Source organism: Mycolicibacterium sphagni (genome assembly GCF_002250655.1).
In the GTDB taxonomy this organism is placed as follows: Bacteria; Actinomycetota; Actinomycetes; order Mycobacteriales; family Mycobacteriaceae; genus Mycobacterium; species Mycobacterium sphagni.
Window position 1 is genome coordinate 37,980 of the sequence record NZ_NOZR01000011.1, and the last position, 26,593, is coordinate 64,572.

Consider the following 26,593-nt stretch of genomic DNA (forward strand, 5'->3'; position numbering starts at 1 on the left):
CTTTGTCACGACTCGGTTACCGGATCGGAGACACCCTTGGCCGCTTTGCGACGCTTGTACCACTCCCACACCATCGGGGCGATGGACACCAGGGCGATCAGGATGAAGATCGGCTCGAGGAGTTTCTGGATGACCTCGAACTGGCCCAGCCCGTAGCCGAGCAGCGTCAGGCCCACACCCCACAGCACCGCGCCAATGACGTTGTATGCCGTGAAGATTCCGTATTTCATCTTCGCCGCACCCGCGGTGATCGGTGCCAGCGTGCGGACGATCGGGACGAACCGGGCCAGCACGATCGCGAATGGTCCGCGCTGCTCGAAGAAGACATGTGCCTCGTCGAGGTAGCGCTGCTTGAGGATCCGCGCGTTCGGTTTGAACATCGTGGTCCCCAGGAAGCGGCCGACGAAGTAGCCGACCTGACCGCCGAGGATGGCGGCCAGTGGGATGAATACCAGCAGCTGCCAGAGTTGGAAGTTCGCGTTGACGTCGGCGCCGCGCGCCGCGGTCCCGGCGGCGAGCATGCCTGCGACGAACAGCAGCGTGTCGCCCGGCAGCACCGGGAACAGCACACCGGACTCGATGAAGACGACCACCAGAATGCCGACGAGTGCCCAGGTGCCGAACTGCTCGATCAACTTCAGCGGGTCGAGGAAGCTGGGCATGAGCGCCAGGGTGGTGGTGGTCACGACGCCCAAGGGTACCGGTGCCAGGTGAGCGTCCCGTGCCAGCCGACCAGCTTCTTGACATACTGACTCCGGTTAGCCGGACAGTCGAGAGGAAGTGCCATGCCCATCGCAACGCCCGAGGTCTACGCGGAGATGCTGGGCCGCGCCAAGGAGCACTCGTTCGCATTCCCGGCGATCAACTGCGTCGGCTCGGAGAGCGTCAACGCCGCCATCAAGGGTTTCGCCGACGCCGGCAGTGACGGAATCATCCAATTCTCCACCGGCGGAGCCGAATTCGCCTCAGGACTGGGTATCAAGGACATGGTCACCGGCGCGGTGGCGCTGGCGGAGTTCGCCCACGTCGTCGCCGCGAGGTACCCGATCACCGTCGCACTGCACACCGATCACTGTCCCAAGGACAAGCTCGACACCTATGTTCGTCCGCTGCTGGCCATCTCGGCCGAGCGCGTCGCGAAGGGCGCCAACCCGCTGTTCCAGTCGCACATGTGGGATGGCTCGGCGGTGCCGATCGATGAGAACCTGTCGATCGCCCAGGAGCTGCTCAAGCAGGCCGCGGCCGCCAAGATCATCCTCGAGATCGAGATCGGTGTCGTCGGCGGCGAAGAAGACGGTGTCGAGGCCGAGATCAACGAGAAGCTGTACACCTCTTCAGAGGACTTCGAGAAGACCATCGAGGCTCTCGGCGCCGGTGAGCACGGCAGATACCTGCTGGCCGCGACGTTCGGCAATGTGCACGGCGTCTACAAGCCGGGCAACGTGGTGCTCAAGCCCGAGGTGCTGGCCGAGGGCCAGAAGGTGGCGTCGGCCAAGCTAGGCCTGCCCGAGGGCGCCAAGCCGTTCGACTTCGTCTTCCACGGCGGCTCGGGCTCGCTGAAGTCGGAGATCGAGGACTCGCTGAAGTACGGCGTGGTGAAGATGAACGTCGACACCGATACCCAGTACGCGTTTACCCGCCCACTCGCCGCGCACATGTTCACCAACTACGACGGGGTGCTCAAGGTCGACGGCGAGGTGGGCAACAAAAAGGTCTACGACCCGCGCAGCTACCTCAAGAAGGCCGAGGCCTCCATGTCCGAGCGTGTCGTCGAGGCGTGCAACGACCTGCACAGCGCGGGCCGATCGGTGTCCACCGGCTAGGACGCCTGGCAGATCTTCCACTGGTTGTCGCGGAACTGCAGGTCGAAGCTGCGGGTGGACCGGGTGGCCGGGTCGAAGGCCATGTACGAGGTGACGTTGGCCTCGGCGTGGTCGCCGTTGACGACGACCTCGTCGATGCTCGCCACCACTGGGTACTGACGGGCCGCGGCCACCCGGGCATGGGTGTCCGACCAGGCCGCGTCGTCGTAGTTGACGTAGCTGTCTCTGGTCTGGCCGCAGGTGATGTCACGCAGGGCCGCCAGGTCGCCGTTCTGCACCGCGGTGTCGAAGTTCTGGATGCTGGTGCGAACCATGTCTTCCTGCGACGGCGCGGCGGAGTTGCCGCGGGTGAGCAGGAAGGTGGCCAAAACGGCGACCGCGGCCAGCGCCGCGATGACGAGGATCACCACGAGCACCAGGCCCCAACTGCGCCTGCGAGTCGCGACGGGGCGCGGCGGGATGGCTTGCGGGCCGGTCCGCGGCGGTCCCGAGACTGCGAAAACCTCGGTCGGCGTAGAGAAGATCTCTGTCTCGGGGTCCGGCGTGCGGTCGATGATCTGCGTCGACCCAGCGTCGAATCCCGGTGCGGTGTAACGACGTTCGGCTGGCGGGTCGGTGGCCCCGATCGCCTCGGTGGCCACGTCGTATTCCTGGGTTGGCTGCTCGTCGTCGAAGGGGACGACGGGGTTGGTCGGGTCGTCCTGGTCGGGCCCGGATGGGTTCGACATGTGCAGCTGCCGTCCTCCTGAAGTGCTGGTGCTTCGACCCTAACGGTTGGGTCCGACCATCGGCGGGTGGTGGCACCGGCACAATGGGCCAATGACATCGTTTGGTGATCTTTTGGGGCCTGAGCCCGTGCTGCTGCCTGGTGACATCGAGGCCGAGGCGGAGCTCTCGGCCGGCCAGGCGCCGGCGATCGTGGCTGCCGCTCACCCGTCCGCCTCGGTGGCGTGGGCCCAACTGGCCGAAGACGCCCTGGCCGAGGACAAGGCGGTGACCGCCTACGCCTACGCCAGGACCGGCTATCACCGCGGTCTGGACCAGTTGCGCCGCAACGGCTGGAAGGGTTTCGGCCCGGTCCCCTATCGCCACGAGCCCAACCGCGGCTTCCTGCGTTGTGTGGCGGCGCTGGCGCGCGCCGCGGACACGATCGGGGAGACCGACGAGTTCGCTCGCTGCCTGGACCTGCTCGACGATTGCGATCCGGCGGCCCGCGTCGAACTGGGTCTCGCCTAACCCGCGGGGATCAGCGCTTGCCGTAGCTCGATGACCTGGTCGGCGACGAACGGCGGCGGCTCGCCGGGCGCGGGAGGCGGAGTGCCGCCGCGCACGGCGGCCGCCAGCGCCTGCAGCGCCACCACGTGGGGTTCGGCGGGCCGGTCGCCGAACAGCGACCGGCCGAACGTGACGCCGTCGGTCCGGCGCTCGACGGTCCAGCAGGCCGCGATCGTCCGGTAAGCCAGCTGCTCGGTGGCCGCCACGGCCGGCAACAGCTCTTCGGCGATGGCCCGGTTGCGCGGTGCGCCTGCCTGGGCGGCCTCGTCGGCCTCCATCAACGCAATCGCGGCGATCTGCAGATCCCGCCGCGAGGCGCGCGCCGCCAGCCCGTTGGTGTCGCCCGCGGCGATGTAGGGAAAGACCGCTGCGGTGGCCTCCAGCGTGCGCCCGATGGCGTCGGTCAGCCGGGCGGATTCCTGCCAGCGTGCGGCCACGAGGTAGACCACCACCCCGACCGCACAGCCGATCAGCGTGTCTATGCCACGCGCCAGCAGCAGATGGCCGATGTTGACCGCGTGCGTCCCCGACGAGATGGTCAACGCCGTCGTTGTAATGAAAACCGTTGCCAGCGTGTAGTTTCGGACCACCAACAGCTCGATGACGAAATTCAACAGCGCCAGTAGCACCACCAGCCACAGGTCGTGGGGATGCAGCGACAGGATCACCCCGGCCAGTCCTAGGCCCACCCAGGTGCCCAGCAGCCGTTCGGCGCCGCGGCGCAACGTACGGCTGCGGTCGGTGCCCTGGTGCAACACCAGCACCGCGGCCGCCATCGCCCAGTACGCATGATCCACGCCGAGTGTCATCGCGGCCGCACCGGCCAGCGGCACCCCGATGGCGATCCGCTGCATGATGTGGCGGACATGGGACCCGGGGCTGACGGCGCGGCGCAGCACAGTCACCAGCGGCGGGCTGCCCAGCGGGATGCGGTCGGCCTCGCGGGTCGCGACGGTGTCGGGCGAGAGCTGCAGAGTGGCCAGACGGCGGGCCACCTCGGCCGAATCCGGGTCTGGGGCGGCGCCGTGCGCGGCGGCGGCCACCGCCGTGCTGAACAGGACATGCACCGCGTGGTTGGCGGCGCGCAGGCGGTGCAGGACGCTGGTCGGGGGAGCCGGCAGCGGCTGATAGTTGACCAGCACGCTCCACGCGCGGTGCAGCGCGTTGGCGGCGCGGTGTCGGGCCGCCCGCTCCTGTGGCGTGTTGGCGGCCGCGATATAGCCGGCGACGGCGTCAGCCGCGGCCGTGACGGCGGCCCGTTCCGGGCGGCGGTAGTCCACCAGCGCGCCCGCCATCTGCACCAGCCAGGCCACCGCGCCGCCGGCCAGCACCAGCACGCCGATCGTCCAGGGAGCCAAGTGGGCGGCCGAAACTCCGATACCGGCCGCGCAGGCCACGACAAACACGTAGGCACCCGGCGGTCCGACGGCCAGGGCGTTGCACAGCCACACCGCCGCTACCGCGACCATCGACACCGTCACGACACCGAGCCACGGCACCTGGGCCGACCAGTCGCCCACCGCGACAGCCGCTGCCAGGGACACGGCCACGGTCGCCAGTTCGATGCCGCGGTTGGCGTAGGGCCGGTCGCCGCCGAAGCGGGAGGTGAATGCGCCCAGGGTGGCGATCAGTCCAGAGCTCATCGCCCCGGCGGCCCATCCGGCCGTCACGGGGATCGCGGTGCTGATCGCCGCGCGCAGGCCGATGGGCCAGCGCGGCGGGGTGGTCAACTAGCTCACCAGTCGGTCTGACCGGGGCAGTCGTCGGCAGATCCGGGCGGCTCGACCTGCACGGTCGCGTGGTCCAGTCCGCGGGCGGACAGCACCGCTCTGGCGTCGTCGAGTACCCGGTCGGAGTCCCCGCTGCTGGTCAGGTGTGCGGTGCACATGTCCTTGCCGGGCACCAGCGTCCACACGTGCAGGTCGTGCACTTCCGTGACACCGTCGACGGCGGCCAGCGCGGTGCGCAGTTCGTCGACATCGATGTGGCTGGGCGATGATTCGGACAGGATCCGCAGCGCGGCGCGGGCCAGCCCGACCGCCCGGGGCAAAACCCACAGCGCGACGAACACCGCGACCACCACGTCGGCATACGGCCAGCGGGTCGTCACGTTCACGATGCCGGCGATCAGCACGCCGATGCTGCCGACGGTGTCGGCCACGACCTCCATGTAGGCGCCCTTGACGGCCAGGCTCTCCTGGGATTGCGAGCGCAGCAGCATGACCACGACGACATTGGCGAGCAGGCCGGCCAGGGCCACGACGATCATCGGGACGCCGGGGATCTCCGGCGCGTTGCCGAGCCGCTCGAAGGCCTCGTAGAGGATGAAGGTCGCAACACCGAGCAGCAAGACGGCGTTGGCCACCGCGGTGAACACCTCGGCTCGATGCCAGCCGTAGGTGCGGGCCGCCGAGGCGGGACCGTGGCGGGCCAGCAGTAGGGCGGTCAGCCCCATGAACATGGCGACCAGGTCGGTCAGCATGTGGCCGGCGTCGGCCAGTAGGGCGATGGAATTGATCATCAGTGCGGTGGACAGCTCGATGACGAAGAACACGGTCAAAATCCCCGCGGCGATGAGCATCCGGCTCACCCGCGTGTCACCACCGTGGCTGTGGTCATGTCCGGAACCCATGGCACGAAATATATGCGTAACGATGCATATGTCGCAAGAGTTGACGGCCACTGTTGCTGTGAGGTGAGTCCTAGAACACCCGTTCAAAAAATCTTGCCAAGTCGCTCCGGGCTTGCACCCAGGTCGCTAAGTTAGGGATTGCCAACCGGGGGATGGAACTGAGCCGGGGGGCAACGACGGAGGGGATCGCTGCCCCCCGCCTCGGTGTCGAATCAGACCCAGGCGGACCAGAAGCGGGTCAGCTGCGAGCCGATCGAGGCCAGCACACTAGGCACCCCGGACAGGTCGAAGAACCAGAACACCACCGCGAAGAACCACTGGTTCAACGCCGGCGCGAACAGCAGGACGAGCAGAAACAGGAAGCCGAACTGCTTGGCCGGTGCCACCGCCCGCTGCGTCTCGGGACTCAGATGCGGCTCCAGCGCCCCGTAGCCATCCAGGCCCGGAATCGGCAGCAGGTTCAGCAGCAGGCCGGTGATCTGCAGGAATCCCAGGAACGCTACGGCCGACCAGAACACCCCGTGGCCGGGGTCGAAGAACAGTCGCACGGCGGCGAGAAGTACGACGGCCAGCACCAAGTTGGCTGCCGGTCCGGCCAGACTGACCAGCGTGCGCTGACGAGGGGTCATGTACGCCGTGCGGACGTAGACCGCGCCGCCGGGCAGTCCGATACCGCCCAGGGCGATGAACAGCAGCGGCAAGCCCAGCGACAGCAGCGGGCTGGAGTATTTCAGCGGGTTGAGCGTGAGATACCCCCGCACCGCGACGTCGTGGTCGCCGAACCGCCAGGCCGTGTAGGCGTGGCCGAACTCATGCAGGCACAGGGACACCAGCCAGCCGGCGACGACGAAGATGAACACCCCGGCATAGGCCAGCGGCCGCACGGTTTCGGCGGCCAGCCAGGCCAGCACCCCGCCGGCGACGGTGATCGCGACGATCACCAGGAAGACAGGACTGGGCCGCACCGACTGATGCAGCGGACGGATGTTCACCTCACGAAACTACCGGACCCGGCCCCGGTGACCTGCGATCACGACACTCGCAGCCACCCCGTGGTGTGCCGGTAGAACGCCGACCTTTGCACCTCCCGGGGCATCGGTACGCCGTCACGCACCACCCGCGCGCCGGTGGTGCCGAGCTGGACGGCTCGGCCGGTCAACCAACGTCGCGGACGCATCCGGCCGCTCGCGACTGCCGCCCGCAGACCGGGCATCGAGGTGGTCGGCTCGACCCGCACGGCCGTCACCTCGCCGTCGAAGAGCAAGTCGTCATCGACCACCGCCTCCCCGTGGATCACCCGCTCGTCGGCGGGTGGAAGCCAGAACGCGGCCTGGGCAAGTGCCGTGCCGGTCTCGTCGCGGATCAGCGGAACACGTTGTGCCACACCGGTCAACGCGCGCCCGGCGCTTCGCCACCGCGAGTGCAGAGCTACTTCGACGTCGAGGCGGTCGGTGCGTATCAGCCGGGTCAGCACGGTCGCCAGATCAGCCGCCGAGCCCACGATGACCACCCGCGACGCCCTCGCAACGGCGGCATCGATATCGGCCGAGTCCGAGCCGTCGTGGCAGGGAAATGACGCCAGCGCACGCGGCAGCCGATGGCCCCCGAAACGCAACACGGTGATCTCGGTGTTGGTCAACGACACTCCTCGTGCTGCGCTCCGATAGGGTAGGTCACCGGCTGCACCACAATAAGCAGGAGAAACACCATGCCGGCAATCGTCCTGATCGGCGCCCAGTGGGGTGACGAGGGCAAAGGAAAAGCCACCGATCTGCTCGGTGGACGTGTCCAGTGGGTGGTGCGCTACCAGGGGGGCAACAACGCCGGGCACACCGTGGTTCTGCCGACGGGCGAGAACTTCGCGCTGCACCTCATCCCCTCGGGCATCCTGACACCGGGCGTCACCAACGTCATCGGCAACGGTGTCGTCGTCGACCCGGGCGTGCTGCTCAAGGAACTCTCGGGCCTGGAAGATCGGGGAGTCGACACCTCCGGCCTGCTGATCTCTGCCGACGCCCATCTGCTGATGCCCTATCACGTGGCCATCGACAAGGTCACCGAGCGCTACATGGGCAACAAGAAGATCGGCACCACCGGCCGCGGCATAGGCCCTTGCTACCAGGACAAGATCGCCCGGATGGGCATCCGCGTCGCCGACGTCCTGGACCGCGACCTGCTGGCCGCCAAGATCGGGGCGTCCCTCGAGCTGAAGAACCAGGTGCTGGTCAAGATCTACAACCGCAAGGCCCTGGACGCCGATGAGGTGCTCGAGACGCTGCTGGCTCAGGCCGACGGCTTCAAACACCGCATCGCTGACACCCGCCTGGTGCTCAACACCGCGCTGGAGTCCGGCGAGACGGTGCTGCTGGAGGGCTCTCAGGGCACACTGCTCGACGTCGACCACGGCACGTATCCGTTCGTCACGTCGTCGAACCCGACCTCCGGCGGTGCGGCGGTCGGGTCCGGGATCGGCCCGACCCGCATCACCACCGTGCTGGGCATTCTGAAGGCCTACACCACCCGGGTCGGCTCGGGCCCGTTCCCCACCGAGCTGTTCGACGAGAACGGCGAGTACCTGGCCAAGACCGGCGGGGAGATCGGCGTGACCACCGGCCGCCGCCGGCGTTGCGGCTGGTTCGACGCGGTCATCGCCCGCTACGCCACCCGGGTCAACGGAATCACCGACTACTTCCTGACCAAGCTCGATGTGCTCTCCAGCCTCGAGACGGTGCCGGTGTGCGTCGGCTACACCGTCGACGGCAGGCGCACGAGTGAAATGCCGATGACCCAAAGCGAAATCGCCCGTGCCGAACCGATTTACACCGAACTGCCCGGCTGGTGGGAAGACATCTCCGACGCCCGCGAGTTCGAGGATCTGCCCGCCAAGGCGCGTGACTATGTGCTGCGTCTGGAAGAGCTTGCGGGAGCTTATGTTTCGTGCATCGGCGTGGGGCCGGGCCGGGATCAGACCATCGTGCGCCGCGACGTGCTGGCGCCTCGATGACCGATCCCCACGATCTCGACCCGGACTACTACAAGCACGGCGGCTTCCCGAAATTCGAAGTCGCCCAACCTGGGGAGGGCTTCGGCCGCTTCCTGACGGCAATGCGCCGGGCGCAGGACTTGGCCGTGTCGGCCGATCCCGACCCCGAGGTCTGGTCCGCGGCCGCCGACCGGGTCGAGGAACTGGTGGCTCTTCTGGACCCGTTCGAGGCCGCCGAAGGGGTGGGCCCGGCCAACCGGGTGCCCAGCCTGCCCGGTGCGGGCAGCCTGCTGATGGCCCCGTACCGCGTGACCAAATTCGATGCCGAGGCGGTCGAGTTGACCGTCCGATTCAGCCGATTTCACGTCGGCGGCAACTACGCCGTGCACGGCGGTGTGCTGCCGTTGATGTTCGACTCGGTGTTCGGCATGGTCATCCACGCGACCGGACGTCCGATCAGCCGGACCGCCTTCCTGCACGTCGACTACCGCAGTGTCACGCCCATCGACACCGATCTGACCGTGCGCGGCTGGCTGCGGGAAGCCGAGGGACGTAAAGCCTTCGTCAACGCCGAGCTGAGAGATCCGGACGGAACACTCTGTGCCGAATCGCACGGTTTGATGGTGCGTCTGCTGCCCGGGCAGCCCTGAGTCTGTCACCATGACGACGTGGCCGACTCCATCATTGGCGCCAAAAGCTCGTCAACACTGAAAACCTTGACCACGCCGCGGGCGGCAGCGGCGGCCGGCGTGCTGTTCGCATTGTTGTTCGGCGCCAACCTGATCCTGATCCGCTCGTCGTTGCCGGAGGGTGCCGAGCCGGGCACGCAGTGGCTGGACGCCGCCAGCGGCAAGATGAAGATCGCCGCGTTGCTTATGCCGTTCGCGGGGATCAGCTTCCTGTGGTTCATCGGCGTCGTGCGCGACAACCTGGGCCGGCTCGAAGACCGGTTCTTCTCGACGGTGTTCCTCGGCAGCGGTCTGCTGTTCCTGGCGATGACGTTCATCACCAGCGCAATTGGTGCGGGCCTGGCTGCCAGTGACAACGCGGTTGGGCACGAGCTGCTCGGCCACAGCGAGGTCGCGCTTTTCGGGCGGATGGTGGTGCTGGCCTTGTCGAAGACCTATGCCCTGCGCATGGCGGCAGTGTTCATGATCTCGCTGGCGACTATCTGGCTGCGCACCGGACTGATGCCACGCTGGCTGGTGTACGTCAGCTATCTGCTCGCGCTGGCATTGCTTATAGCCGGCGATATCAGCATGTGGCTGACGCTGGGGTTCCCGATCTGGGTGCTGATGGTCAGCGTGCTACTGCTGGTCCGCGCCGGCGTGTTCGAGGGACACCGTGAGGAGTTCGCGTCCTGACGTTCACCACGTCACCGGCAGTGCTTGCAGCCCGTAGATGAAGTGGAACGGCTTGAACTCGATGTCCTCGAACGGCTCGGCGCAGGCCAGACCCGGAAAGCGGCGCAGCAGTGCGGGAAACGCGATCCGCATCTCCATGCGCGCTAGCGGCGCGCCGAGACAGTGATGAACTCCGTGCCCGAATGCCAAGTGGCTCAGTATGTCTCGCCGGATGTCGAGCACGTCGGGCTGTTCGACGAACGTCGCGTCCCGATTACCTGACGCCAGCGCCGCCAGCACCAGGCTGCCGGCCGGAATCTGCACCCCGGCGACCTCGGTGTCGGTCGTGGCGATCCGGGGGATGCTGCTGTGCACTATTGACAGCCAGCGGAGGAGTTCCTCTACGGCCGGGGCGACCGCGTCGGGGTCGTCGCGAACGGCGGCGAGCTGCTCGGGGTGCCGCAGTAGGGCCAGGGTGCCCAGCCCCAGCATGTTCGATGTGGTCTCGTGACCGGCGAGCAGCAGCAGCGAGGCGACCCCGATCAGCTCGGCGTCGCTGAGCTCTGAACCGTGTTCGCGCACCAGCATGCCGAGCATGTCCTCGCGCGGCGCGCGGCGGGCCGAGGCCACCAGTGAGCCCATGTACTCGCGACTTTGGCGCACCAATTCCAGCCGCTCGGGGATCGGGATGGACAGGTCGAGCTGGCGGGTGCTGCGGCGCTGGAAGTCATCGCGGTCGGCGTACGGCACGCCGAGCAGCTCGCAGATCACCAGCGAAGGGATCGGCAGGGCGAACTCGGCCACCAGATCGGCTGGAGCCCCTGCCTGTTCGATCGCGTCGAGCCGGGAAGTGACGATCTCAACGATGCGCGGCTCAAGCGCCTTCATCCTGCGCACGGTGAACTCGCCGGTGAGCATCCGGCGCAGCCGGCCGTGCCCGGGCGGGTCAAGGGCCAGCAGATTGCCCGCCCGGCTGTCCGCCTGCTGCTCCTCGGTCAGCTGTGGCGCACCCGGCGCCACAAAACCCGGTGGTCTGGCGTTGGAGAAGTGCTCGTGATCGGCGAGCACGGCCTTGATGTCGTCATAGCGGGTGATCAGGTAAACCTGCATGCCGAACGCGTTGACGGCATTGACCACGCCGCCGCCGGCGCGGATGTCGTGCAGCTCCGGTGTCGGGTCGAAACCGTTGCGCCGCATGTGCAGTGGCGGCAACGCGGCAGCGTGGGTCATGACACGACGGTACGCGCCTGATCCTCGATGTCGGCACGTCTGAACGCCGGCCACCAGATCGCGGGCCCGATCAGCGTGAACAGCGCCGGGATCACGACGGTGCGCACCACGAAGGTGTCGATCAGGATGCCCAGGCCGACGATGATGCCCAGCTGGGTCAGCACGATCAGTGGTAGCACGCCGAGCACGGCGAACACCGCCGCCAGCACGATGCCGGCACTGGTGATGACCGCCCCGGTCGCCGACACCGCCCGCACGATCCCCCCGCGCGTGCCGTGCTGCGGTGTCTCCTCACGGGCGCGGGTGACGAGGAAGATCGTGTAGTCCACCCCGAGCGCAACCAGGAACAGGAACGCGAACAGCGGTGTGGTGTTGTCCAGGGCCGGAAATCCGAGCAGGTGCACGCTCACCCAGCCGCCCAGCCCGAGGGCAGCCATGGTGGATAGCACCGTGGCCGCCACCAACACCAGCGGCGCCAGCGCGGCCCGCAGCAGGATGTAGAGCACCGCGAGCACCACGATCAGGATGGCGGGGATCACCACCCAGCGATCGTGGACCGCGCCGTCCCTGGCGTCCAGCGCCTGCGCGTCCGAGCCGCCCACCAGCCCGCCGGGATCGGCCTTGTGCACCGAATCACGAAGGCCAGCAATGGTGGCGAAAGCCTCCTGCGAGGCCGGTTCGGCAGCGATGACGACCTGCCATTGGCTCAGGCCGGTGGCGGACTGGCCTACCGGGTTGGCGGAGACAACGCCGGGGGTGGCCAGGATCGCCTGATCGATTGCGGCGCTCTTGTCGGTGCTGCCGATGACGCGGGTCGGGTCGGTGAGCCCGCTGGGGAAGTGGGCCGACAACGTCCGATAGCCCGCTACCGAGTCGGAACTGACCCGGAACTGATCAATCTGGTTGAGCCCCACAGGGGTTGCCAGTAGCCCGGTGGCAAGCACGACCAGCACTGCGGTAGCCGCGACGGTGACCCGCCCCGCGTGCTGGGACACCCAGTCCGCGACCCGATGCCAGGCGCCGGTGTCGGTGATCTCTTCGGTACCGGCCTGCGGGATGAAGGGCCAGAACAACTTCGGCCCGAACAAGGCCAGCAGGGGCGGCAACATCAACAGCACGAAGACGGCGGCCACCAGCAGGCCCGACGCGGCTTGCACTCCGAGACTGCGGGTGCTGGGCGACGACGCGAACAGCAACGTCAGCAATGCCAGCACCACGGTGGCATTGCTGGCCACGATCGCCGGGCCGGCGAACCGGACAGCTGTGCGCAGTGCTTGGCGGTGGCTGCTGTTGTGACGCAACTCCTCTCGGTAGCGAGAAATCAGCAGCAGCGCATAGTTGGTGCCCGCACCGAACACCAGCACACTGGTGATGCCCGATGTCGAACCGTCGGCGGCCATCCCGCCGGCCTCGGCGACGGCCGAGCCCAGCACCGCGGCCACCCGATCCGCGAACGCGATGACCAGCAGCGGCACCAGCCACAGCACCGGTGAGCGGTAGGTGACGATCAGCAACAGCGCGACCACGGTGCCGGTGACGGCCAGCAGGGTGATGTTGGCCCCGGCGAACGCGTTCGCAATGTCGGCGCCGAAGGCCGGCCCGCCGGTGACGTTGACGGTCAGGTCGCCCGGCAGCCCGTTCTTGGCGGCTTCCCGCAGCGCCTTGACTTGGTCGTTGAGCGCAAAGCCGGACAGCGTGCCGTCGATCGGTACCGGGGCCAGCGCGGCCTCACCGTCGCTGGAGGCGGCAACCGGAATCGGCGGGCTGTTCGTGCCGGCGACGGCGGCCATCTGTGCGCGGGCCGTTTCGGCGGCGGCCAGGTCATCCGGGGTCAGGGCGCCCCCGTCGGTACGGGTGACGACGAGGATCACCGGCGCGGCGGCGCCGCCGGGAAATTCCTTCAACAGGCTTGCCACCTTGGCCGATTCCGCGCTCGGGGGCAGGGCGACGGGGGACTGATCCGCCGAGGCGCTCTGTCCGATGGCGCCCATCAGGCCGCCGCCGATCACTGCGACGAGAAGGGCGAGTAACCAGGAATACCGGTTGCTGATAAGTGCGCCGATGCGATCCCACAGCGGGTGCCCGGCGTCGGCTCCGCGATGCATCACCCCAACATAGCTTCATTTTCTTAACATTTCATCTACTTAACGGTTAACCTGGTCGGATGGATCAACCCGGCCGTGCGGCGCTGGAGTCGGCTGTGGTCGCCGGCGTTCAAGCGTTGTCGGCGGAATCCGACCAGATCGGCCGCGCATTCGCCGGCACCCATGGGTTGTCGGCCAACGATTTCCGCGCGTTGGTGCATGTGATGGTCGCCGAGAACGCCGGCGCGCCGCTGACGGCCGGTGAGCTGCGTAACCGCATGGGCCTATCCGGTGCGGCAATCACCTACCTCGTCGAACGGATGATCGAATCCGGTCACTTGCGCCGTGACTCCGACCCGGGGGACCGCCGCAAGGTCATCCTGCGATACGCCGACCACGGCATCGAGGTGGGCCGCGCGTTTTTCACTCCATTGGCCGCGCATACTCACCACGTGCTGGCCGACCTGCCCGACGAGGATCTCGCCGCCGCCCACCGGGTGTTCGCGGCGGTACTGACCGCGATGACGTCCTTCCGCGCGGACCTCCAGCGTTAACCCAGCGATTTCACAACTTTCCTGCAGGCTTCGCCTAAAACTAGTAAACATATTGCCGGCGAACGGGTCTTGGGTATTGAGGTGGTTGCCGGCACCTGTCGCTTTGGGTTGTTTCGAGCGAATCAGGGGAGTGGGCACAATGAGTCGGGCCAAACAACTATGCGTCGGTGTCGCTGCGGGAGGCCTCGTCGGTCTCGGCTCGACCGTCGCCACAGTGGCGGTCGCCTCCGCGGATACGGGCAACTCCGATGCCGGTTCGTCCTCAAGCGCGGTCAAGGCCGGCTCTTCCACTGCGCAACCGAAAGCGCGCACGAGTCCACAAGCCAAGGCCGTGCGCACCAACGAGGCCTTGAGTCAACCGGCCGCGGCCAGCCGAAAGACCGCGACGGCCGGTCGCACCACGACGGCAACCTCAGCGGCAGAACTGGTTTCGTTGGCCCTCTCGACGGTCGGCAGCGCGACGCCGGGCACTGGACACAGCCGCCGGGGCGTGGTGATGACGGCCTCCGCGGCGGCTGCGACGGGCAACAACGCTACGGTCACTACCCAGTCCACCACCCCGACGCACGTGCTGGTGATCGGAATCGACGGCACCAACCTCAGCGCGATCCTGTCTAACCCCGACAACGTCAACCTGCAGGCCCTGATAAGCACCGGCACCACCGCCGCGTCGACCATGGTCGGGCACACCACCATGTCCAACCCCTCGTGGACGGGCATCTTGACGGGTGTGTGGAGTGAGACGGCGGGCCTGTTCAACAACGTCTTCACGCCATGGACCTACGACAAGTGGCCGACGATCTTCAACCAACTCGAGACCTACGACCCCGGCATTCAGACCACCGTGATCGCGGACTGGGAGAACATCGCCCAGATCGCCGGTGCCGGCTCGATCCCGGCCGACACCATCAAGTTCTTCCCGAAATACAACAACAGCTGGCTGGACACCGACGACCTGGTGGGCCAGGCCTCCGTCGACGCGATCAACAACACGACGGCCGGAGTCTCCAGCTTCAACTTCACCTACTTCGTCGGCGTCGACGACACCGGGCACGAGTATGACGCCGGATCGCCCCAGTACGCCGCGGCGCTGACCAACGTCGACCAGAACGTCGGCGAGATCATGGCCGCGGTCAACACCTGGAACGCCGCGCACCCCGACGAGCCGTGGACCGTACTTGTCACCACCGACCACGGTCAGGTGCCATGGCCGACCATCAGGCTCGGCTCCGACATGCGGGCCCACGGATTCCAAACACCCTGGGAAACTACAACTTTCGTGATCGCAAACGGACCCGGGTTCGAGCAGGGGGCGATCAACAACACCTACTCCAACATCGACATCACGCCCACGGTGGACGCACTGTTCGGGCTGACGCCCCCGTCCTATTCGGCGGGCAAGCCGCTGATGGACCTCGCCGGAAGCGATTACAAGCCCGTGGCCCCCGGCTTCGACGCGATCAAGCAGGCGCTCACCGACGCGATCGCGATGTACGGCTATCCCAACGTCGTCACCAACGTGGCGCTGGACCTCCGAACCATCGTCGGGTTCGTTCCCTACTTCGTGTACACCGTCTTCAACGGCCTCACCGCGGACATGTCCGGACCGCTCAAGCTGCCGATCCAATTCATCGGCGCCCTGCTCTACCAGGCGACGAACATCCCGGCGCAGATCATCGCGCGGCTGACGGGCGTGACCGGCAACCAGATCATCCCGCCGGACCTGTGGCCGTACACGACCGTGCCGGGCACGCAGCCGGAGCCGCCCGCTACCGCGGTGCCGACCCCCGTCGCCATCGCCGTCTGAGCCGACCCACCCCGCCGAGGGCGTCGGTGCCGGCTGGTTAGGTGAGTCCGTGCTCGACACCGTGGCCGTGGAGAACTATCGCTCGCTGCGCCGCCTGGTCGTCCCGCTGCGCGGCTGCAACGTCGTCACCGGTCCCAACGGCACCGGGAAGTCCAGCCTGTACCGGGCGCTGCGGCTGCTGGCCGACTCGGCGCGCAACGGGTCGGTCAATGCGCTGGCCCGCGAGGGCGGACTGAGCTCCACGATGTGGGCCGGGCAAGGTGAGAAGGGCCCGGTGAGCCTCAAGCTGGGCTTCGCCGGTGAGGATTTCGGCTACGCCGTCGACTTCGGGCTGCCCATCGACGGCAACACCGCGTTCAACTTGGACCCCGAGATCAAGTCGGAGGCGGTGTGGGCCGGGCCTGCGTTGCGGCCGTCGGCGCTGCTGGCGCAGCGAGGCGGACCCACTGTTCTCCTGCGCGACGCCGAGGGCGACTGGCGTCCTGCGGCCACCACGCTGCGGCCGTTCGACAGCATGCTCAGCGAGCTCGCCGATCCGCAGGCGGCGCCCGAACTGCTGGCGTTGCGTGAGCGGGTGCGGTCCTGGCGGTTCTACGACCACGTCCGCACCGACAGCGCCGCACCGGCCCGCCAGCCCCAGATCGGCACCCGCACAATGGTTTTGAGTCACGACGGTGCCGATCTGGCCGCGGCGCTGCAGACCGTCGCCGAGGTCGGCGACTCTCGCGCGCTGACCGAGGCGGTCGAGAACGCCTTTCCGGGCAGCCGGGTGGAGATCCGCAGCAGCGACGGCCGCTTCGAGGTCACCCTGCGCCAGCCCGGGATGCTGCGGGCGTTGACGGCCGCCGAACTGTCCGACGGAACCCTGCGGTACCTGTTGTGGGCCGCGGCGTTGCTCACCCCGCGGCCGGCCGAGCTGACCGTGCTCAACGAGCCGGAGGCCAGCCTGCACCCGGATCTGCTGCCCGCGCTGGCCGCGCTGATCGCCCGGTCCTCGGAGCGTTCCCAGGTCGTTGTCGTCACCCACGCGGCCGCGTTGGTCGAGGCGCTGCGCGGCGAGCAGCGCGATGTCAACACCATCGAACTCACCAAAGAGATGGGCCAGACCGCCATCGTCGGCCAGGGTCTGCTCGACGAGCCGTCCTGGCATTGGCCTGCCCGAGGCTGAGCCCACCTATCCTTGGGCATCATGCGCGTGATGCTGGTGGGGTCCGGTGAGCTGAGCCGCGAGCTGGTGCTGGCCTTCCAGCGGCTGGGAGCCGAGGTGGTCGCCGTCGATCGCTACGCCGATGCACCGGCGCACGACGTGGCCGACGAGGCGCTCGTCGTGAAGATCACCGATCCCGAGGAACTGACCGCTGCCATCGCCCGCGTCGAACCCGCCTACGTAGTCGTCGACACCAACGCCGTCGCCATCGACGCGCTGCGGGCGGCGTCGGACGGCGGAACCACCCAGGTGGTCCCGGGCGTCTATGCCACTCAGCTGAGCCTTGACCGGGAGGGCATGCGCCGGCTGGCTGCCGACGAGCTGGGCCTGCCGACAGCGCCGTTCTGGTTCGCCGGGTCGGTGGACGAACTGACCGCCGTCGCCGAGCACGCCGGATTCCCGCTGGTGGTCAAGCCGGTGATCGGGACACCCGGCCAGGGGCAGTCGGTGCTGTTGCGGCCCGACGATGTCGAGCCCGCCTGGCAGCGCGCCGTCGCGGCGGGGGGACGGGTGCCGCACAACCGCGTGCTGGCCGAGACCGTCGTCGAGATCGACTACGCGGTGACTCTGTTGACGGTGCGCACCGACGGTCCCGCGGGTCCCGCCCTGCATTTCTGTGAGCCCATCGGCCATCGCCAGCTCGATGGCGGCGTCCTGGAGTCCTGGCAGCCGCAGGAGATGACGCTGGCGGCGCTGGGTGCGGCGAAGTCGGTGGCCGCGCGGATCGTGCGGGCGCTGGGCGGCCGCGGGGTGTTCGGCGTGGAGCTGCTGGTGCGTGGCGACGAGGTGTACTTCTCCGACGTCAGCGTGCGCCCGTACGACAGCGGACTGGTCACGCTGCGAACCCAGCGATTATCGGAGTTCGAGCTGCACGCCAGGGCGGTCCTGGGCCTGCCGGTGGACACCATCATGGTGTCGCCGGGCGCTGCCGAGGTCACCTATGGCGGCGCCGACGAAAGCACGAACACCCCGGAGATCGACCCGGCCGTGCTGGCCGAGGCTCTGGTGGTGCCTGAGAGCGATATCCGGTTGCTGGGCCGCCACGACGGGTCGGCACGCTCGCGGCTCGGGGTTGCGCTGGCCACCGGGTCCGACGTCACCACTGCCCGCGATCGGGTGCGGCAGGTCTCGACGGTGCTGCACCGGGTCTGGCAGCCGTGACCGAACCGGAGGACGACCGCTCCAGCCCCATGCCTATTTTGATCGCGCTGGGTGTAGCCGTTCTGGTGCTTGCCGCAGTGGGGATTGCGTGGCTGTTCAGCAACAAGCCGATGAGCGAGGACGTGAAGGTCGGCCGCGCCGCGGTCGGCCAGAACGACGCTCTGCAGCGCAAGAATTACGGTGACTTCCGCAAGTTCACCTGCGCCGCGCAGCAGGGAAAAGAAGCTGAAGTGCTTGCCCGCCAAGACAAATCCACCGCGGACCACGGTGCACGCTACGTCGACGATGTGACCGGGGTGACCATCGACGGCGATCGAGCCAGCGGCACCGTCGTCTATCACTTCGAGCATGCGCCCGATGACAAGATCAAGGTGCCGATGACCTTCGTCCGCGAGGGCGGCGAGTGGACGGTGTGCTCGCCCGGTCCCGGCTAGGGATCGCTCGGTTGGTCCCAGCTCGGTGTGGAAGACTCGGGCGGGTGAGCTATGCAGGAGATATCACCCCTGAGGAGAGCTGGAAGCTGCTCAGCGAAAACCCGGACGCGGTGCTGGTGGATTGCCGCACCGACGCCGAGTGGCGGTGGGTCGGGGTGCCCGACCTGTCCAGCCTGGGCCGCGACGTGGTGTTCGTGGAGTGGAATCGCGGCAACGGTCAGCGCAACGAGAATTTCGTCGCCGAACTGAACGCTGCCGGTGTCACACCCGGCGAGCGCCCGGTCGTCTTTATCTGTCGCTCCGGTAACCGCTCGATCCCGGCAGCGCAGACCGCGACCGCGGCGGGAATTGCGCCCTCCTACAACATGCTTGACGGCTTCGAAGGCCAGCTCGACGCCGACGGTCACCGCGGAGGCAACGGCTGGCGCGCGCTGGGCCTGCCCTGGAAGCAGTCATGAGCGAACCGACCCCGCCCGTGCCGTCGGTACGCATCCCCGCGCCGCTGCCCGACGGGGTCAGCCAGGCGACGATCGGGGTGCGGGGCGGGCTGCTGCGCTCGGGTTTCGAGGAGACTGCCGAGGCGTTGTACCTCACGTCGGGCTACGTCTACGAGTCCGCCGCCCAGGCGGAGAAGGCGTTCACCGGCGACATCGACCGCTACGTGTACTCCCGCTACGGCAACCCGACGATCTCGATGTTCGAGGAACGGCTGCGGCTGATCGAGGGCGCGCCGGCGGCCTTCGCGACCGCTTCGGGGATGTCCGCGGTGTTCACCGCGCTGGGTGCGCTGCTGGGTGCCGGGGATCGACTGGTGGCCGCGCGCAGCCTGTTCGGCTCGTGCTTCGTGGTGTGTAGCGAGATCCTGCCGCGCTGGGGTGTGGAGACCGTCTTCGTCGACGGCGATGACCTCTCGCAGTGGGAGGAGGCGCTGTCGAAACCGACGCAGGCCGTCTTCTTCGAGACCCCGTCCAACCCGATGCAGTCGCTGGTCGACATCGCCGCGGTATCTGAGATGGCGCACGCGGCCGGGGCGAAAGTGGTGCTGGACAACGTCTTTGCCACTCCGCTGCTGCAGCAGGGTATCCCGCTCGGTGTGGACGTGGTGGTGTACTCGGGCACCAAGCACATCGACGGGCAGGGCCGGGTGCTGGGCGGGGCGATCCTGGGTGACAAGGAGTACATCGACGGTCCGGTGCAGAAACTGATGCGGCACACCGGGCCTGCGCTGTCCGCGTTCAACGCCTGGGTGTTGCTCAAGGGCCTGGAGACCATGGCGGTGCGGGTGGATTATTCGAACCGCTCCGCGCAGCGCATCGCCGAGTTCCTGGAAACCCAGCGCGGCGTGAACTGGGTGAAATACCCGTTCCTGGAATCACATCCGCAGTTCGACCTGGCCAAGCGGCAGATGCGCGGCGGCGGCACCGTCGTGACCTTTGAACTCGAGGGCGGCAAGGAACGGGCCTTCGAGGTGCTCGACAAGCTGCAGGTGATCGACATCTCGAACAACCTCGGTGACGCCAAGTCGTTGATCACCCACCCGGCGACCACCACGCACCGCGCGATGGGGCCGGAGGGCCGGGCCGCGATCGGGCTGGGCGACGGGGTGGTGCGGATCTCGGTCGGGCTGGAAGGTACCGAAGACTTGATCGCCGACCTGGATCGCGCACTGGGCTAGCGGTGTCACGCAACTCCGACGCCAAGAAGGCTCGCCGCAAGAAGCGGCAGGCGACCCGCGATGTGCGCTGGATTCCCGACGAGGTGAAGGACAACCTCGACGACGTGGATGTTCAACTCGCGCAGGCGGTTGAGACCTTCGACGAGTGGCTGACGGCTCGCGGCTGGACGTTCGATGCCGAGTTCTCCACCGAGACGTTGATCAGTTGGTTCTACGAGCCGTCGGCGGCCGCCGTGGTCGACGAGGGCCGCGAGCCGGTCACCCGAATCTGGATTACGGCGGCAGGCGAAGACGACGATTTCCCCGAGCGGGTCATGGCGGTACTCGTCGGCACCGGTGGTGAGGACGACGGCAAGCTCTACGCCGTCGAGCCGGAGACTCTGCTCGCTCATATCGAGACGGTCGAAACCTACCGGCCCGGGAACGCGGTCCCGGTGCTCAGCTAGACGGACGACGATCAAGCGGCGAGGTACGAGCCGCGTTGAGGAGTCCGGCCATAAGCTCTAGCCCTTTTCGGGGGTCTCCACCACGCCTGTGGCGGTTTGCGCGCGCTTCTCGTAGGCCGAGCGGGCGCCAGCGTCGAAGTCGAGGAAGACCCGGTCGGTGCCCATCTTGTTGGACAGCCAGCGCCGTCCGCCCGGCGGCAGGAACATCACCGCGGCGGCCAGGAAGCGCGAATAGTTGGGCACCGAGATCGCGGTTGTCGGCTTGTCGAGTGCCTTGATCACCGCGGCGGCGATGTCCTCGGGCTGCACCGGTTTGGTGGCCGCGGTAGTGCGCGTACCGGAGATCAGTTCGGTGTTGGTGAATGTCGGCATGACACAACTGATGTGGACGCCCTGCGGCGCGTACTCATCGGCCAGGCCGGTCGACAGCCCGACGACGGCGAACTTGGTTCCGGCATACAGCGCCTGGCCGGGCACGGCCAGCATGCCGGCCATCGAGGCGATGTTGACGATGTGGCCGGCGTGACGCTTCACCATCTCGGGCAGCACCAGCCGGCAGCCGGTGATCACGCCGTAGAGGTTGACCTCGACGGCAGTGCGCACCGCCTGCTCGGAATGGTCGAGGAACGGGCCGACGGGCATGACGCCTGCGTTGTTGATCAGGACGTCGATGTGGCCGCCACCGTCGGCGCGGGCCTTGTCCAGGAAGGTCGCGAACGATTCGGGGTCGCTGACGTCGAGCGGGTAGCCCGAAACCGGACCGAGCTTGCTCAGCCTGGCGACAGCGGACTCCTCAAGCGCCACGTCACGGTCGCCGATCACCACGCGTGCACCGCGCTGCAGCAGCGCCTTGGCGGTGGCGAAACCGATGCCCCGAGCAGCACCGGTGATGGCGACGGTCTTGCCTCGGATGTTGTCCATGAACGGAAACTTTACAGGTGTCAACTTTTGGGCGAAGCGGATCAGCTGTCTTGACTCTGCGCTGACGGCTTCGAGCCTGCGTCCAGGGCGAAATCCTCCAGGAATGCGCGCCGTGACCGCAGACTCGAAGCCGACAATGCAGACTCGAAGTCATGTGTGCCCTGCGTTTCGTCCCCGTCGATCAGGACGATGAGCTGGCGCAACCGCTGCTGGCCGAGCTGGCCGTCGAGTACGCCGACCGCTACGAGGGCACCGAGTCGGGGGTCGCGCGGTGGCTGCGAAGTCATCCGGCCGGGACGTTCAGCCCACCTGACGGCGGAATGCTGATCGGGCTGCTCGACGGTAGGCCGGTCACCGGCGGGGCGTTCTGCCGTTTGGACGACGACACCGCCGAACTCAAGCGGGTCTGGACCGACAGTGGAAGCCGGCGCCGTGGCTACGCCACGATGCTGCTGGCCGCGCTCGAGGCCGAGATCGCCGACCGCGGCTACCACCGGTCTACCTGACCACCGGTAACCGCCAGCCAGAGGCCGAGGCGCTCTACGGCAGCACCGGCTACACACGGCTTGCCGAGCCGCTGCCGAGCAAGGGTGACGTGTTTCCGATCGCCTTCGTCAAAACGTTCTGACGCCCCTAGCTGGGCGAATTTGAAATCAGGCTGAGCACAACCCCTCATTCCGGAATGCGTTCTGCCACCGGGCGTTAGACAGTTATGTGATGGCGCACAATCCACTGCATCTCGGCGTCGCGCTCGACGGCTATGGCTGGCATCCGCAGGCGTGGCGGCACACGCTGGCCGCGGACCCGAGTGCCGCCGCGGTGACCTCGGGCCGACACTGGGCCCGGCTTGCCGCCACCGCTGAGCGTGGCCTGCTGGACTTTCTGACTGTTGACGACAGCCTCGCTGCCCAGCCCGGACGCCGGGCGGAGATCGATCCGCGCCGGCTGGCCGGGCGTGCCGACGCCGTCCTGGTCGCCGCCACGATTGCCCCTCTGACCAACAGCATCGGGCTCATCCCGGTGGCCACGGTGACCCACACTGAGCCCTTCCATGTCTCCAAAGCCATCGCGACACTGGACTTCATCTCCCACGGTCGTGGCGGCTGGCAGGCCCGGGTCAGTTCGAGCGCGCACGAGGCCGCCGCGTTCGGCCGGCGAACAGCCCCCGATTCCAGCGAATTATTCAGCGAAGCAACCGATTTCGTCGAAGTCGTGCGGCGGTTGTGGGACAGCTGGGAGGACGACGCCGTCATCCGTGACGTCGCCACCGGCCGCTATGTCGATCGCGACAAGCTGCACTACATCGATTTCGCCGGATCGCACTTCTCGGTTAAGGGTCCGTCGATCACCCCGCGGCCACCGCAGGGGCAACCGGTGGTCGCCGCCCTCGCTCACATCGAGCCGGTTTATGAATTCGCCAGTACCGGAGCCGATCTCGTCTTCGTAACACCAAGTGACGAGGCATCGGCCAGGGGTATCCTCAGCCAGGTCGCCGCAGACCGGAAGGTGATCGCCGATCTGGTGGTCAGCTTCGGCACAGACAGCGAGTTCCGCTCTGATGCACTGATTTTCGCGGGTACCCCAGCGCAGCTCGTCGATTTGCTGCTGGGCTGGCACGATCTGGGCCTGGCCGGATTCCGGCTGCGACCGGCCGTCAACACCATCGACCTCCCGATCATCGTCGACGAGGTGGTTCCACTGTTGCAGCGGGCGGGGCGATTCCGCACCGGCTACCGCACGGGCGAGACGCTGCGGGAACGGTTCGGATTGCCGGCCGCCGCCAACCGATATGCCTCGGCAGGTGCCCCGTGACCGTTCCGCTGTCCATCCTCGACCTGTCACCCATCAGCGCCGGCTGTGATGCCGCCTCCGCGCTGCGTAACACCGTGGATCTCGCCCAACATGCCGAACAGTGGGGCTACCAACGCTATTGGGTGGCCGAGCACCACTTCGTCGCGGTCGCGAGCTCGGCGCCGGCCGTGCTGATCGGCCAGATCGCCGCCGCCACCGAACGGATCAGAGTCGGCGCCGCGGCCGTCCAGCTGGGCTACACCACGGCACTGGCGGTGGTGGAGAGCTTCGGCATGCTCGAGCAGTTCCACCCCGGGCGCATCGACCTGGGGCTGGGCCGCTCCGGGCAGCGGCGCAAGGAGGTCGAGCGCGGCGAGCTGCCGCCGCGACCGGACGTACCGTGGCGTGAGGTCGACGGGGTCGTGGTGCCGTCCGCGTTCGACACACGGACGCTGCTGTCCAGCCCGCGGATGCGAGCGCTGGCAACGGTTCTCACCCAACCAGAGGCCGTGCCGCCGGACTTTGGCCAGCAGGTCGCAGACATCCTGGCGCTGCTCGGTGGCAGCTACACCGTGGACGGATACCCGGTGCACGCGGTGCCCGGCGAGGCGTCGGGGCTGACGCCGTGGATCTTCGGCAGCAGTAAGGGCCAGAGCGCCGAGGTGGCCGGGGCGCGCGGGCTGCCGTTCGTGGCGAGCTACCACATCACTCCGAGTTCGGCGCTCGATGCTGTCCATGCTTACCGGGCCGCGTTCGTCCCGTCGGCGCATCTGTCGGAGCCGCACGTGGTGGTCTCGGCTGACGTTCTCGTCGCCGACGACTCCGCCACCGCGCGGCACCTCGCCACGCCGTTCGGGCGGTGGGTGTACTCCATTCGCGCGGAGGGCGGCGCGGTTCCGTATCCGGATCCCGATACCGTCGAGCCGCTGGCCGACGATCAGCGCGCCGTCGTCGAGGACCGGATCGCCACCCAGTTCGTCGGTGACGCCGACGAGGTGGCCGACAAACTGACGGCCCTGCAGCGGGTCACCGGCGCCGACGAGCTGGTGGTGACAACCGCCACCCACCGGCACGCTGATCGCCTGCGCTCATACGAACTACTGGCCAAGCGTTGGAGTGGTGCCGCATGATACGAGAAGGTCAGCAACGCAAGCCGGTTCATCTGGCCGCACACTTCCCCGGGGTGAACAACACCACCGTGTGGTCGGATCCGGATTCGGGCAGTCAGATCGATTTCGACTCGTTCGTCCATCTCGCCCGTAAAGCCGAGCAGGGGTTGTTCGACTTCTTCTTCCTCGCCGAAGGGCTGCGGCTGCGTGAGCACCGCGGTCGGATCCACGACCTGGACGTGGTCGGCCGCCCGGACACCTTCACCGTGCTCGCGGGCCTCGCCGCGGTCACCGAGCACATCGGCCTGGCCGGCACCATCAACACCACGTTCAACGAACCGTTCGAGGTGTCACGGCAGTTCGCCAGCCTCGACCATCTTTCCGATGGCCGCGCCGCGTGGAACATGGTGACCTCATCGGATGCGTTCACAGGCGAAAACTTCAGGCGCGGGGGCTTTCTCGACCACGCCGACCGCTACCGGCGCGCGGAGGAGTTCATCACCGTCGCCCGGGAATTCTGGGACAGCTGGGCCCCCGGCGCGGTGATCGCCGATCCCGATAGCGGGGTCTACGTCGACCCCGACCGGATCCAGACGGTGTCGCACCATGGTGCACAGTTCGACGTCTCCGGCGTGGCCACCCTGCCCGCCGGACCGCAGGGCCACCCGATCCTCCTACAAGCCGGCGACTCCGACGAAGGCCGCGACTTCGGCGCCAAACACGCCGATGCCCTGTTCACCGGGCACGGTACGTTGGATGCCGGCCAGCGCTACTACGCCGACGTCAAAGCCCGCGCGGTGGTACACGGCCGAAATCCGGAGCACCTCAAGGTCTTTCCCGCCGCGACGTTCGTCCTCGGCGATAGCGCCGCCGACGCCGAGGAGAAGGCACGGTTCATCCGCCACCAGCAAGTCACCCCGCAGACCGCGATCGCGATGCTCGAACAGGTATGGCAGCGCGACCTTTCGGGCTACGACCCGGACGGTCCGCTGCCCGATGTCGAGCCTGCCGACGACCCGACCGTCACGCAGGGCCGCGTCCGCCACGGCGACCCCAAGGCGCTCGCCGCGGCCTGGCGTGAGCGGGCCGAGGCCGACAAGCTGTCCATTCGGGAACTCGTCATCGCCGTCACCAGCCGGCAACAGTTCGTCGGCACCGCGGACCACATCGCGACCGAGATCGACCGGCACGTACAGTCCGACGCCTGCGACGGCTTCATCCTGGTCCCGCATCTGACGCCGCACGGGCTGGACGAGTTCATCGACACCGTGGTGCCGCTGCTGCAGGAGCGTGGTGCGTTTCGCACCGCGTACAGCGGCGCCACCCTGCGGGAGAACCTGGGGCTCGACGCACCGGGCGGCGCGACTCAGCGGGGCGTGGCCTGACGCACGGCCTCGCGGATCGGCCCGATCCACGCGTCCCCGTGTCCAGGAATCAGGACATCGGTTTTCAGCATCGCCAGCGCGGCCAGACTGCGCACACAGCCCGGCTCGTCGTGGTTGAACACCCGGTGAAGTAGCTGCGGGCCCGTGCGGGGGGCCAGCGGATGGCCGGTCACCAGCGCGTCGCCGCTGACCAGAACCCCGTCGACGATGTAGGAGCAGTGCCCGCCGGTGTGGCCGGGAGTCGGTATGGCCAGCGGCCGGCAGGGCAGGCGCTCGGCCGCGTCCTCGGTGAGCGCAGTTGCCGACGGGATGCCCTCGTGCACCAGCGCGCCCTTGCGCACGATGTCCAGCGACCACTTCACCCAGCGCGGCTGCCAGGCGTGCAGCATCAGGTCGACCGGTGAGGCCTGCTGGAGGTACTCACGTTTGGCGTGACCCACCTCGTTGGCATGGCAGTAGACCGGAGTGCCATGCGTCTTGGCGAACCAGATAGCAGAGCCGAAATGGTCGACGTGGGAATGGGTCAACAGGATCGCCGCGACGTCGGCGGGCCCGAATCCGAGTTCGGCCAGCGATGCCAGGACATCGTCGCGATTACCGGGGTAGCCGGCGTCGATCAGCATGACGCCGGCCTCGTCGGTCACCACCGTCCAGTTGACCAGCGGTGTCTGCGCCATGTGGACGTGTTCGGTGATCGCGCTCAGGGCCACGGCCATGTCGCGAGTTTAGAGCC

The 26,593-nt window shown here is 67.7% G+C and carries 26 protein-coding genes and 1 pseudogene; 17 read left to right on the forward strand and 10 right to left on the reverse strand.

The features are described 5' to 3' along the window. Window positions 1-5: 5 nt before the first annotated feature. Window positions 6-662, reverse strand: coding sequence for a VTT domain-containing protein (locus CG716_RS14610; protein WP_094480980.1), 657 nt, complete (start codon window positions 660-662; stop codon window positions 6-8). A 123-nt stretch (window positions 663-785) separates the two neighbouring features. Between CG716_RS14610 and fbaA the strand changes: the two genes are divergently transcribed. Beyond that, window positions 786-1,823, forward strand: a complete 1,038-nt coding sequence (gene fbaA, locus CG716_RS14615; protein ID WP_094480759.1) for a class II fructose-bisphosphate aldolase — start codon at window positions 786-788, stop codon at window positions 1,821-1,823. Here fbaA and CG716_RS14620 read toward each other — a convergent pair. After that, window positions 1,820-2,551 carry an Rv0361 family membrane protein gene (locus tag CG716_RS14620; protein WP_094480761.1) on the reverse strand — a complete coding sequence of 244 codons (732 nt, stop codon included), beginning with the start codon at window positions 2,549-2,551 and terminating at the stop codon, window positions 1,820-1,822. The genes fbaA and CG716_RS14620 overlap by 4 nt on opposite strands. A 91-nt stretch (window positions 2,552-2,642) precedes the next feature. Here CG716_RS14620 and CG716_RS14625 point away from each other — a divergent pair, with 91 nt between their 5' ends. Further along, window positions 2,643-3,059 (forward strand): DUF3151 domain-containing protein, encoded by a 417-nt coding sequence (locus CG716_RS14625; protein WP_094480763.1) that lies wholly within the window; start codon window positions 2,643-2,645, stop codon window positions 3,057-3,059. Here CG716_RS14625 and CG716_RS14630 read toward each other — a convergent pair. The 4 genes from CG716_RS14630 to CG716_RS14645 form a co-directional block, all read right to left on the reverse strand. Beyond that, entirely contained in the window at window positions 3,056-4,828 is a 1,773-nt protein-coding gene (locus tag CG716_RS14630) for an FUSC family protein (protein ID WP_094480765.1), read from the reverse strand. The two genes, CG716_RS14625 and CG716_RS14630, sit on opposite strands and share 4 nt — an antisense overlap. Before the next feature lie 5 nt (window positions 4,829-4,833). After that, a complete protein-coding gene (locus CG716_RS14635) occupies window positions 4,834-5,730 on the reverse strand; it encodes a cation diffusion facilitator family transporter (protein ID WP_094480767.1) in 897 nt (298 codons plus the stop codon). A 212-nt stretch (window positions 5,731-5,942) separates the two neighbouring features. Then, a complete protein-coding gene (locus tag CG716_RS14640; RefSeq protein WP_094480769.1) occupies window positions 5,943-6,722 on the reverse strand; it encodes a site-2 protease family protein in 780 nt (259 codons plus the stop codon). A 38-nt stretch (window positions 6,723-6,760) separates the two neighbouring features. After that, complete coding sequence (locus CG716_RS14645) at window positions 6,761-7,369, reverse strand: peptidase M50 (protein WP_094480982.1); 609 nt, start codon at window positions 7,367-7,369, stop codon at window positions 6,761-6,763. A 69-nt stretch (window positions 7,370-7,438) separates the two neighbouring features. On the opposite strand from CG716_RS14645, the gene CG716_RS14650 reads away from it, so the two are divergent. The 3 genes from CG716_RS14650 to CG716_RS14660 are packed head-to-tail and all read left to right on the forward strand — an operon-like array spanning window position 7,439 to window position 10,077. Continuing rightward, window positions 7,439-8,734, forward strand: coding sequence for an adenylosuccinate synthase (locus CG716_RS14650; protein WP_094480771.1), 1,296 nt, complete (start codon window positions 7,439-7,441; stop codon window positions 8,732-8,734). Further along, entirely contained in the window at window positions 8,731-9,363 is a 633-nt protein-coding gene (locus CG716_RS14655) for a PaaI family thioesterase (protein WP_094480773.1), read from the forward strand. The genes CG716_RS14650 and CG716_RS14655 overlap by 4 nt, the downstream gene beginning before the upstream one ends. Window positions 9,364-9,381: 18 nt before the next feature. Then, a complete protein-coding gene (locus CG716_RS14660) occupies window positions 9,382-10,077 on the forward strand; it encodes a hypothetical protein (RefSeq protein WP_234817855.1) in 696 nt (231 codons plus the stop codon). A gap of 3 nt (window positions 10,078-10,080) precedes the next feature. Here CG716_RS14660 and CG716_RS14665 read toward each other — a convergent pair whose 3' ends face one another. Together CG716_RS14665 and CG716_RS14670 are read right to left on the reverse strand one after the other, a co-directional pair. Next, window positions 10,081-11,286: a cytochrome P450 gene (locus tag CG716_RS14665; RefSeq protein ID WP_094480775.1), complete on the reverse strand. Its 1,206-nt coding sequence runs from the start codon at window positions 11,284-11,286 to the stop codon at window positions 10,081-10,083. Continuing rightward, window positions 11,283-13,337, reverse strand: a complete 2,055-nt coding sequence (locus tag CG716_RS14670) for an MMPL family transporter (protein WP_165774160.1) — start codon at window positions 13,335-13,337, stop codon at window positions 11,283-11,285. The genes CG716_RS14665 and CG716_RS14670 overlap by 4 nt, the downstream gene beginning before the upstream one ends. 113 nt (window positions 13,338-13,450) lie before the next feature. Between CG716_RS14670 and CG716_RS14675 the strand changes: the two genes are divergently transcribed. From CG716_RS14675 to CG716_RS14710, 8 genes are all read left to right on the forward strand, one after another. Then, window positions 13,451-13,924 carry a MarR family winged helix-turn-helix transcriptional regulator gene (locus CG716_RS14675; protein ID WP_094480779.1) on the forward strand — a complete coding sequence of 158 codons (474 nt, stop codon included), beginning with the start codon at window positions 13,451-13,453 and terminating at the stop codon, window positions 13,922-13,924. A 139-nt stretch (window positions 13,925-14,063) separates the two neighbouring features. Beyond that, window positions 14,064-15,731, forward strand: coding sequence for an alkaline phosphatase family protein (locus CG716_RS14680; RefSeq protein ID WP_094480781.1), 1,668 nt, complete (start codon window positions 14,064-14,066; stop codon window positions 15,729-15,731). A gap of 49 nt (window positions 15,732-15,780) precedes the next feature. Further along, window positions 15,781-16,899 carry an AAA family ATPase gene (locus CG716_RS14685; protein WP_094480783.1) on the forward strand — a complete coding sequence of 373 codons (1,119 nt, stop codon included), beginning with the start codon at window positions 15,781-15,783 and terminating at the stop codon, window positions 16,897-16,899. 21 nt (window positions 16,900-16,920) lie between these two features. Then, window positions 16,921-18,099, forward strand: coding sequence for a formate-dependent phosphoribosylglycinamide formyltransferase (gene purT, locus CG716_RS14690; protein WP_094480986.1), 1,179 nt, complete (start codon window positions 16,921-16,923; stop codon window positions 18,097-18,099). Beyond that, complete coding sequence (locus CG716_RS14695) at window positions 18,096-18,533, forward strand: Rv0361 family membrane protein (protein WP_094480785.1); 438 nt, start codon at window positions 18,096-18,098, stop codon at window positions 18,531-18,533. Before purT ends, CG716_RS14695 begins: the two co-directional genes overlap by 4 nt. 44 nt (window positions 18,534-18,577) lie before the next feature. Further along, window positions 18,578-18,991: a rhodanese-like domain-containing protein gene (locus CG716_RS14700; protein ID WP_094480787.1), complete on the forward strand. Its 414-nt coding sequence runs from the start codon at window positions 18,578-18,580 to the stop codon at window positions 18,989-18,991. Then, entirely contained in the window at window positions 18,988-20,208 is a 1,221-nt protein-coding gene (locus tag CG716_RS14705; protein ID WP_094480789.1) for an O-succinylhomoserine sulfhydrylase, read from the forward strand. The genes CG716_RS14700 and CG716_RS14705 overlap by 4 nt, the downstream gene beginning before the upstream one ends. A 2-nt stretch (window positions 20,209-20,210) precedes the next feature. Further along, entirely contained in the window at window positions 20,211-20,654 is a 444-nt protein-coding gene (locus CG716_RS14710; protein ID WP_094480791.1) for a hypothetical protein, read from the forward strand. Window positions 20,655-20,711: 57 nt separating this feature from the next. Here CG716_RS14710 and CG716_RS14715 read toward each other — a convergent pair whose 3' ends face one another. Then, entirely contained in the window at window positions 20,712-21,575 is an 864-nt protein-coding gene (locus CG716_RS14715; RefSeq protein WP_094480793.1) for an SDR family oxidoreductase, read from the reverse strand. A 152-nt stretch (window positions 21,576-21,727) separates the two neighbouring features. Between CG716_RS14715 and CG716_RS14720 the strand changes: the two are divergent. The 4 genes and pseudogenes from CG716_RS14720 (at window position 21,728) to CG716_RS14735 (ending at window position 25,860) form a co-directional block, all read left to right on the forward strand. After that, window positions 21,728-22,203: pseudogene (locus CG716_RS14720) on the forward strand (GNAT family N-acetyltransferase). An 89-nt stretch (window positions 22,204-22,292) separates the two neighbouring features. Next, complete coding sequence (locus tag CG716_RS14725) at window positions 22,293-23,387, forward strand: LLM class flavin-dependent oxidoreductase (RefSeq protein ID WP_094480795.1); 1,095 nt, start codon at window positions 22,293-22,295, stop codon at window positions 23,385-23,387. After that, on the forward strand, window positions 23,384-24,496 hold the full coding sequence (locus CG716_RS14730; RefSeq protein ID WP_094480797.1) for an LLM class flavin-dependent oxidoreductase: 1,113 nt from the start codon (window positions 23,384-23,386) through the stop codon (window positions 24,494-24,496). Before CG716_RS14725 ends, CG716_RS14730 begins: the two co-directional genes overlap by 4 nt. Beyond that, the gene (locus tag CG716_RS14735) at window positions 24,493-25,860 is read left to right on the forward strand and encodes an NtaA/DmoA family FMN-dependent monooxygenase (protein WP_094480799.1); all 1,368 of its coding nucleotides are present in this window, start codon (window positions 24,493-24,495) and stop codon (window positions 25,858-25,860) included. The genes CG716_RS14730 and CG716_RS14735 overlap by 4 nt, the downstream gene beginning before the upstream one ends. On the opposite strand, the gene CG716_RS14740 is transcribed toward CG716_RS14735, so the two are convergent. Next, on the reverse strand, window positions 25,842-26,576 hold the full coding sequence (locus CG716_RS14740) for an MBL fold metallo-hydrolase (protein WP_094480801.1): 735 nt from the start codon (window positions 26,574-26,576) through the stop codon (window positions 25,842-25,844). The two genes, CG716_RS14735 and CG716_RS14740, sit on opposite strands and share 19 nt — an antisense overlap. Window positions 26,577-26,593 lie beyond the last annotated feature (17 nt).

Excerpts from the sequence above, each read along its gene's own strand:
- CG716_RS14610 (WP_094480980.1), bottom strand. The coding sequence starts at position 662 with ATGCCCAGCTTCCTCGACCCGCTGAAGTTGATCGAGCAGTTCGGCACC.
- fbaA (WP_094480759.1), top strand. The coding sequence starts at position 786 with ATGCCCATCGCAACGCCCGAGGTCTACGCGGAGATGCTGGGCCGCGCC.
- CG716_RS14620 (WP_094480761.1), bottom strand. The coding sequence starts at position 2,551 with ATGTCGAACCCATCCGGGCCCGACCAGGACGACCCGACCAACCCCGTC.
- CG716_RS14625 (WP_094480763.1), top strand. The coding sequence starts at position 2,643 with ATGACATCGTTTGGTGATCTTTTGGGGCCTGAGCCCGTGCTGCTGCCT.
- CG716_RS14635 (WP_094480767.1), bottom strand. The coding sequence starts at position 5,730 with ATGGGTTCCGGACATGACCACAGCCACGGTGGTGACACGCGGGTGAGC.
- CG716_RS14650 (WP_094480771.1), top strand. The coding sequence starts at position 7,439 with ATGCCGGCAATCGTCCTGATCGGCGCCCAGTGGGGTGACGAGGGCAAA.
- CG716_RS14655 (WP_094480773.1), top strand. The coding sequence starts at position 8,731 with ATGACCGATCCCCACGATCTCGACCCGGACTACTACAAGCACGGCGGC.
- CG716_RS14665 (WP_094480775.1), bottom strand. The coding sequence starts at position 11,286 with ATGACCCACGCTGCCGCGTTGCCGCCACTGCACATGCGGCGCAACGGT.
- CG716_RS14675 (WP_094480779.1), top strand. The coding sequence starts at position 13,451 with ATGGATCAACCCGGCCGTGCGGCGCTGGAGTCGGCTGTGGTCGCCGGC.
- CG716_RS14680 (WP_094480781.1), top strand. The coding sequence starts at position 14,064 with ATGAGTCGGGCCAAACAACTATGCGTCGGTGTCGCTGCGGGAGGCCTC.
- purT (WP_094480986.1), top strand. The coding sequence starts at position 16,921 with ATGCGCGTGATGCTGGTGGGGTCCGGTGAGCTGAGCCGCGAGCTGGTG.
- CG716_RS14705 (WP_094480789.1), top strand. The coding sequence starts at position 18,988 with ATGAGCGAACCGACCCCGCCCGTGCCGTCGGTACGCATCCCCGCGCCG.
- CG716_RS14715 (WP_094480793.1), bottom strand. The coding sequence starts at position 21,575 with ATGGACAACATCCGAGGCAAGACCGTCGCCATCACCGGTGCTGCTCGG.
- CG716_RS14725 (WP_094480795.1), top strand. The coding sequence starts at position 22,293 with ATGGCGCACAATCCACTGCATCTCGGCGTCGCGCTCGACGGCTATGGC.
- CG716_RS14735 (WP_094480799.1), top strand. The coding sequence starts at position 24,493 with ATGATACGAGAAGGTCAGCAACGCAAGCCGGTTCATCTGGCCGCACAC.
- CG716_RS14740 (WP_094480801.1), bottom strand. The coding sequence starts at position 26,576 with ATGGCCGTGGCCCTGAGCGCGATCACCGAACACGTCCACATGGCGCAG.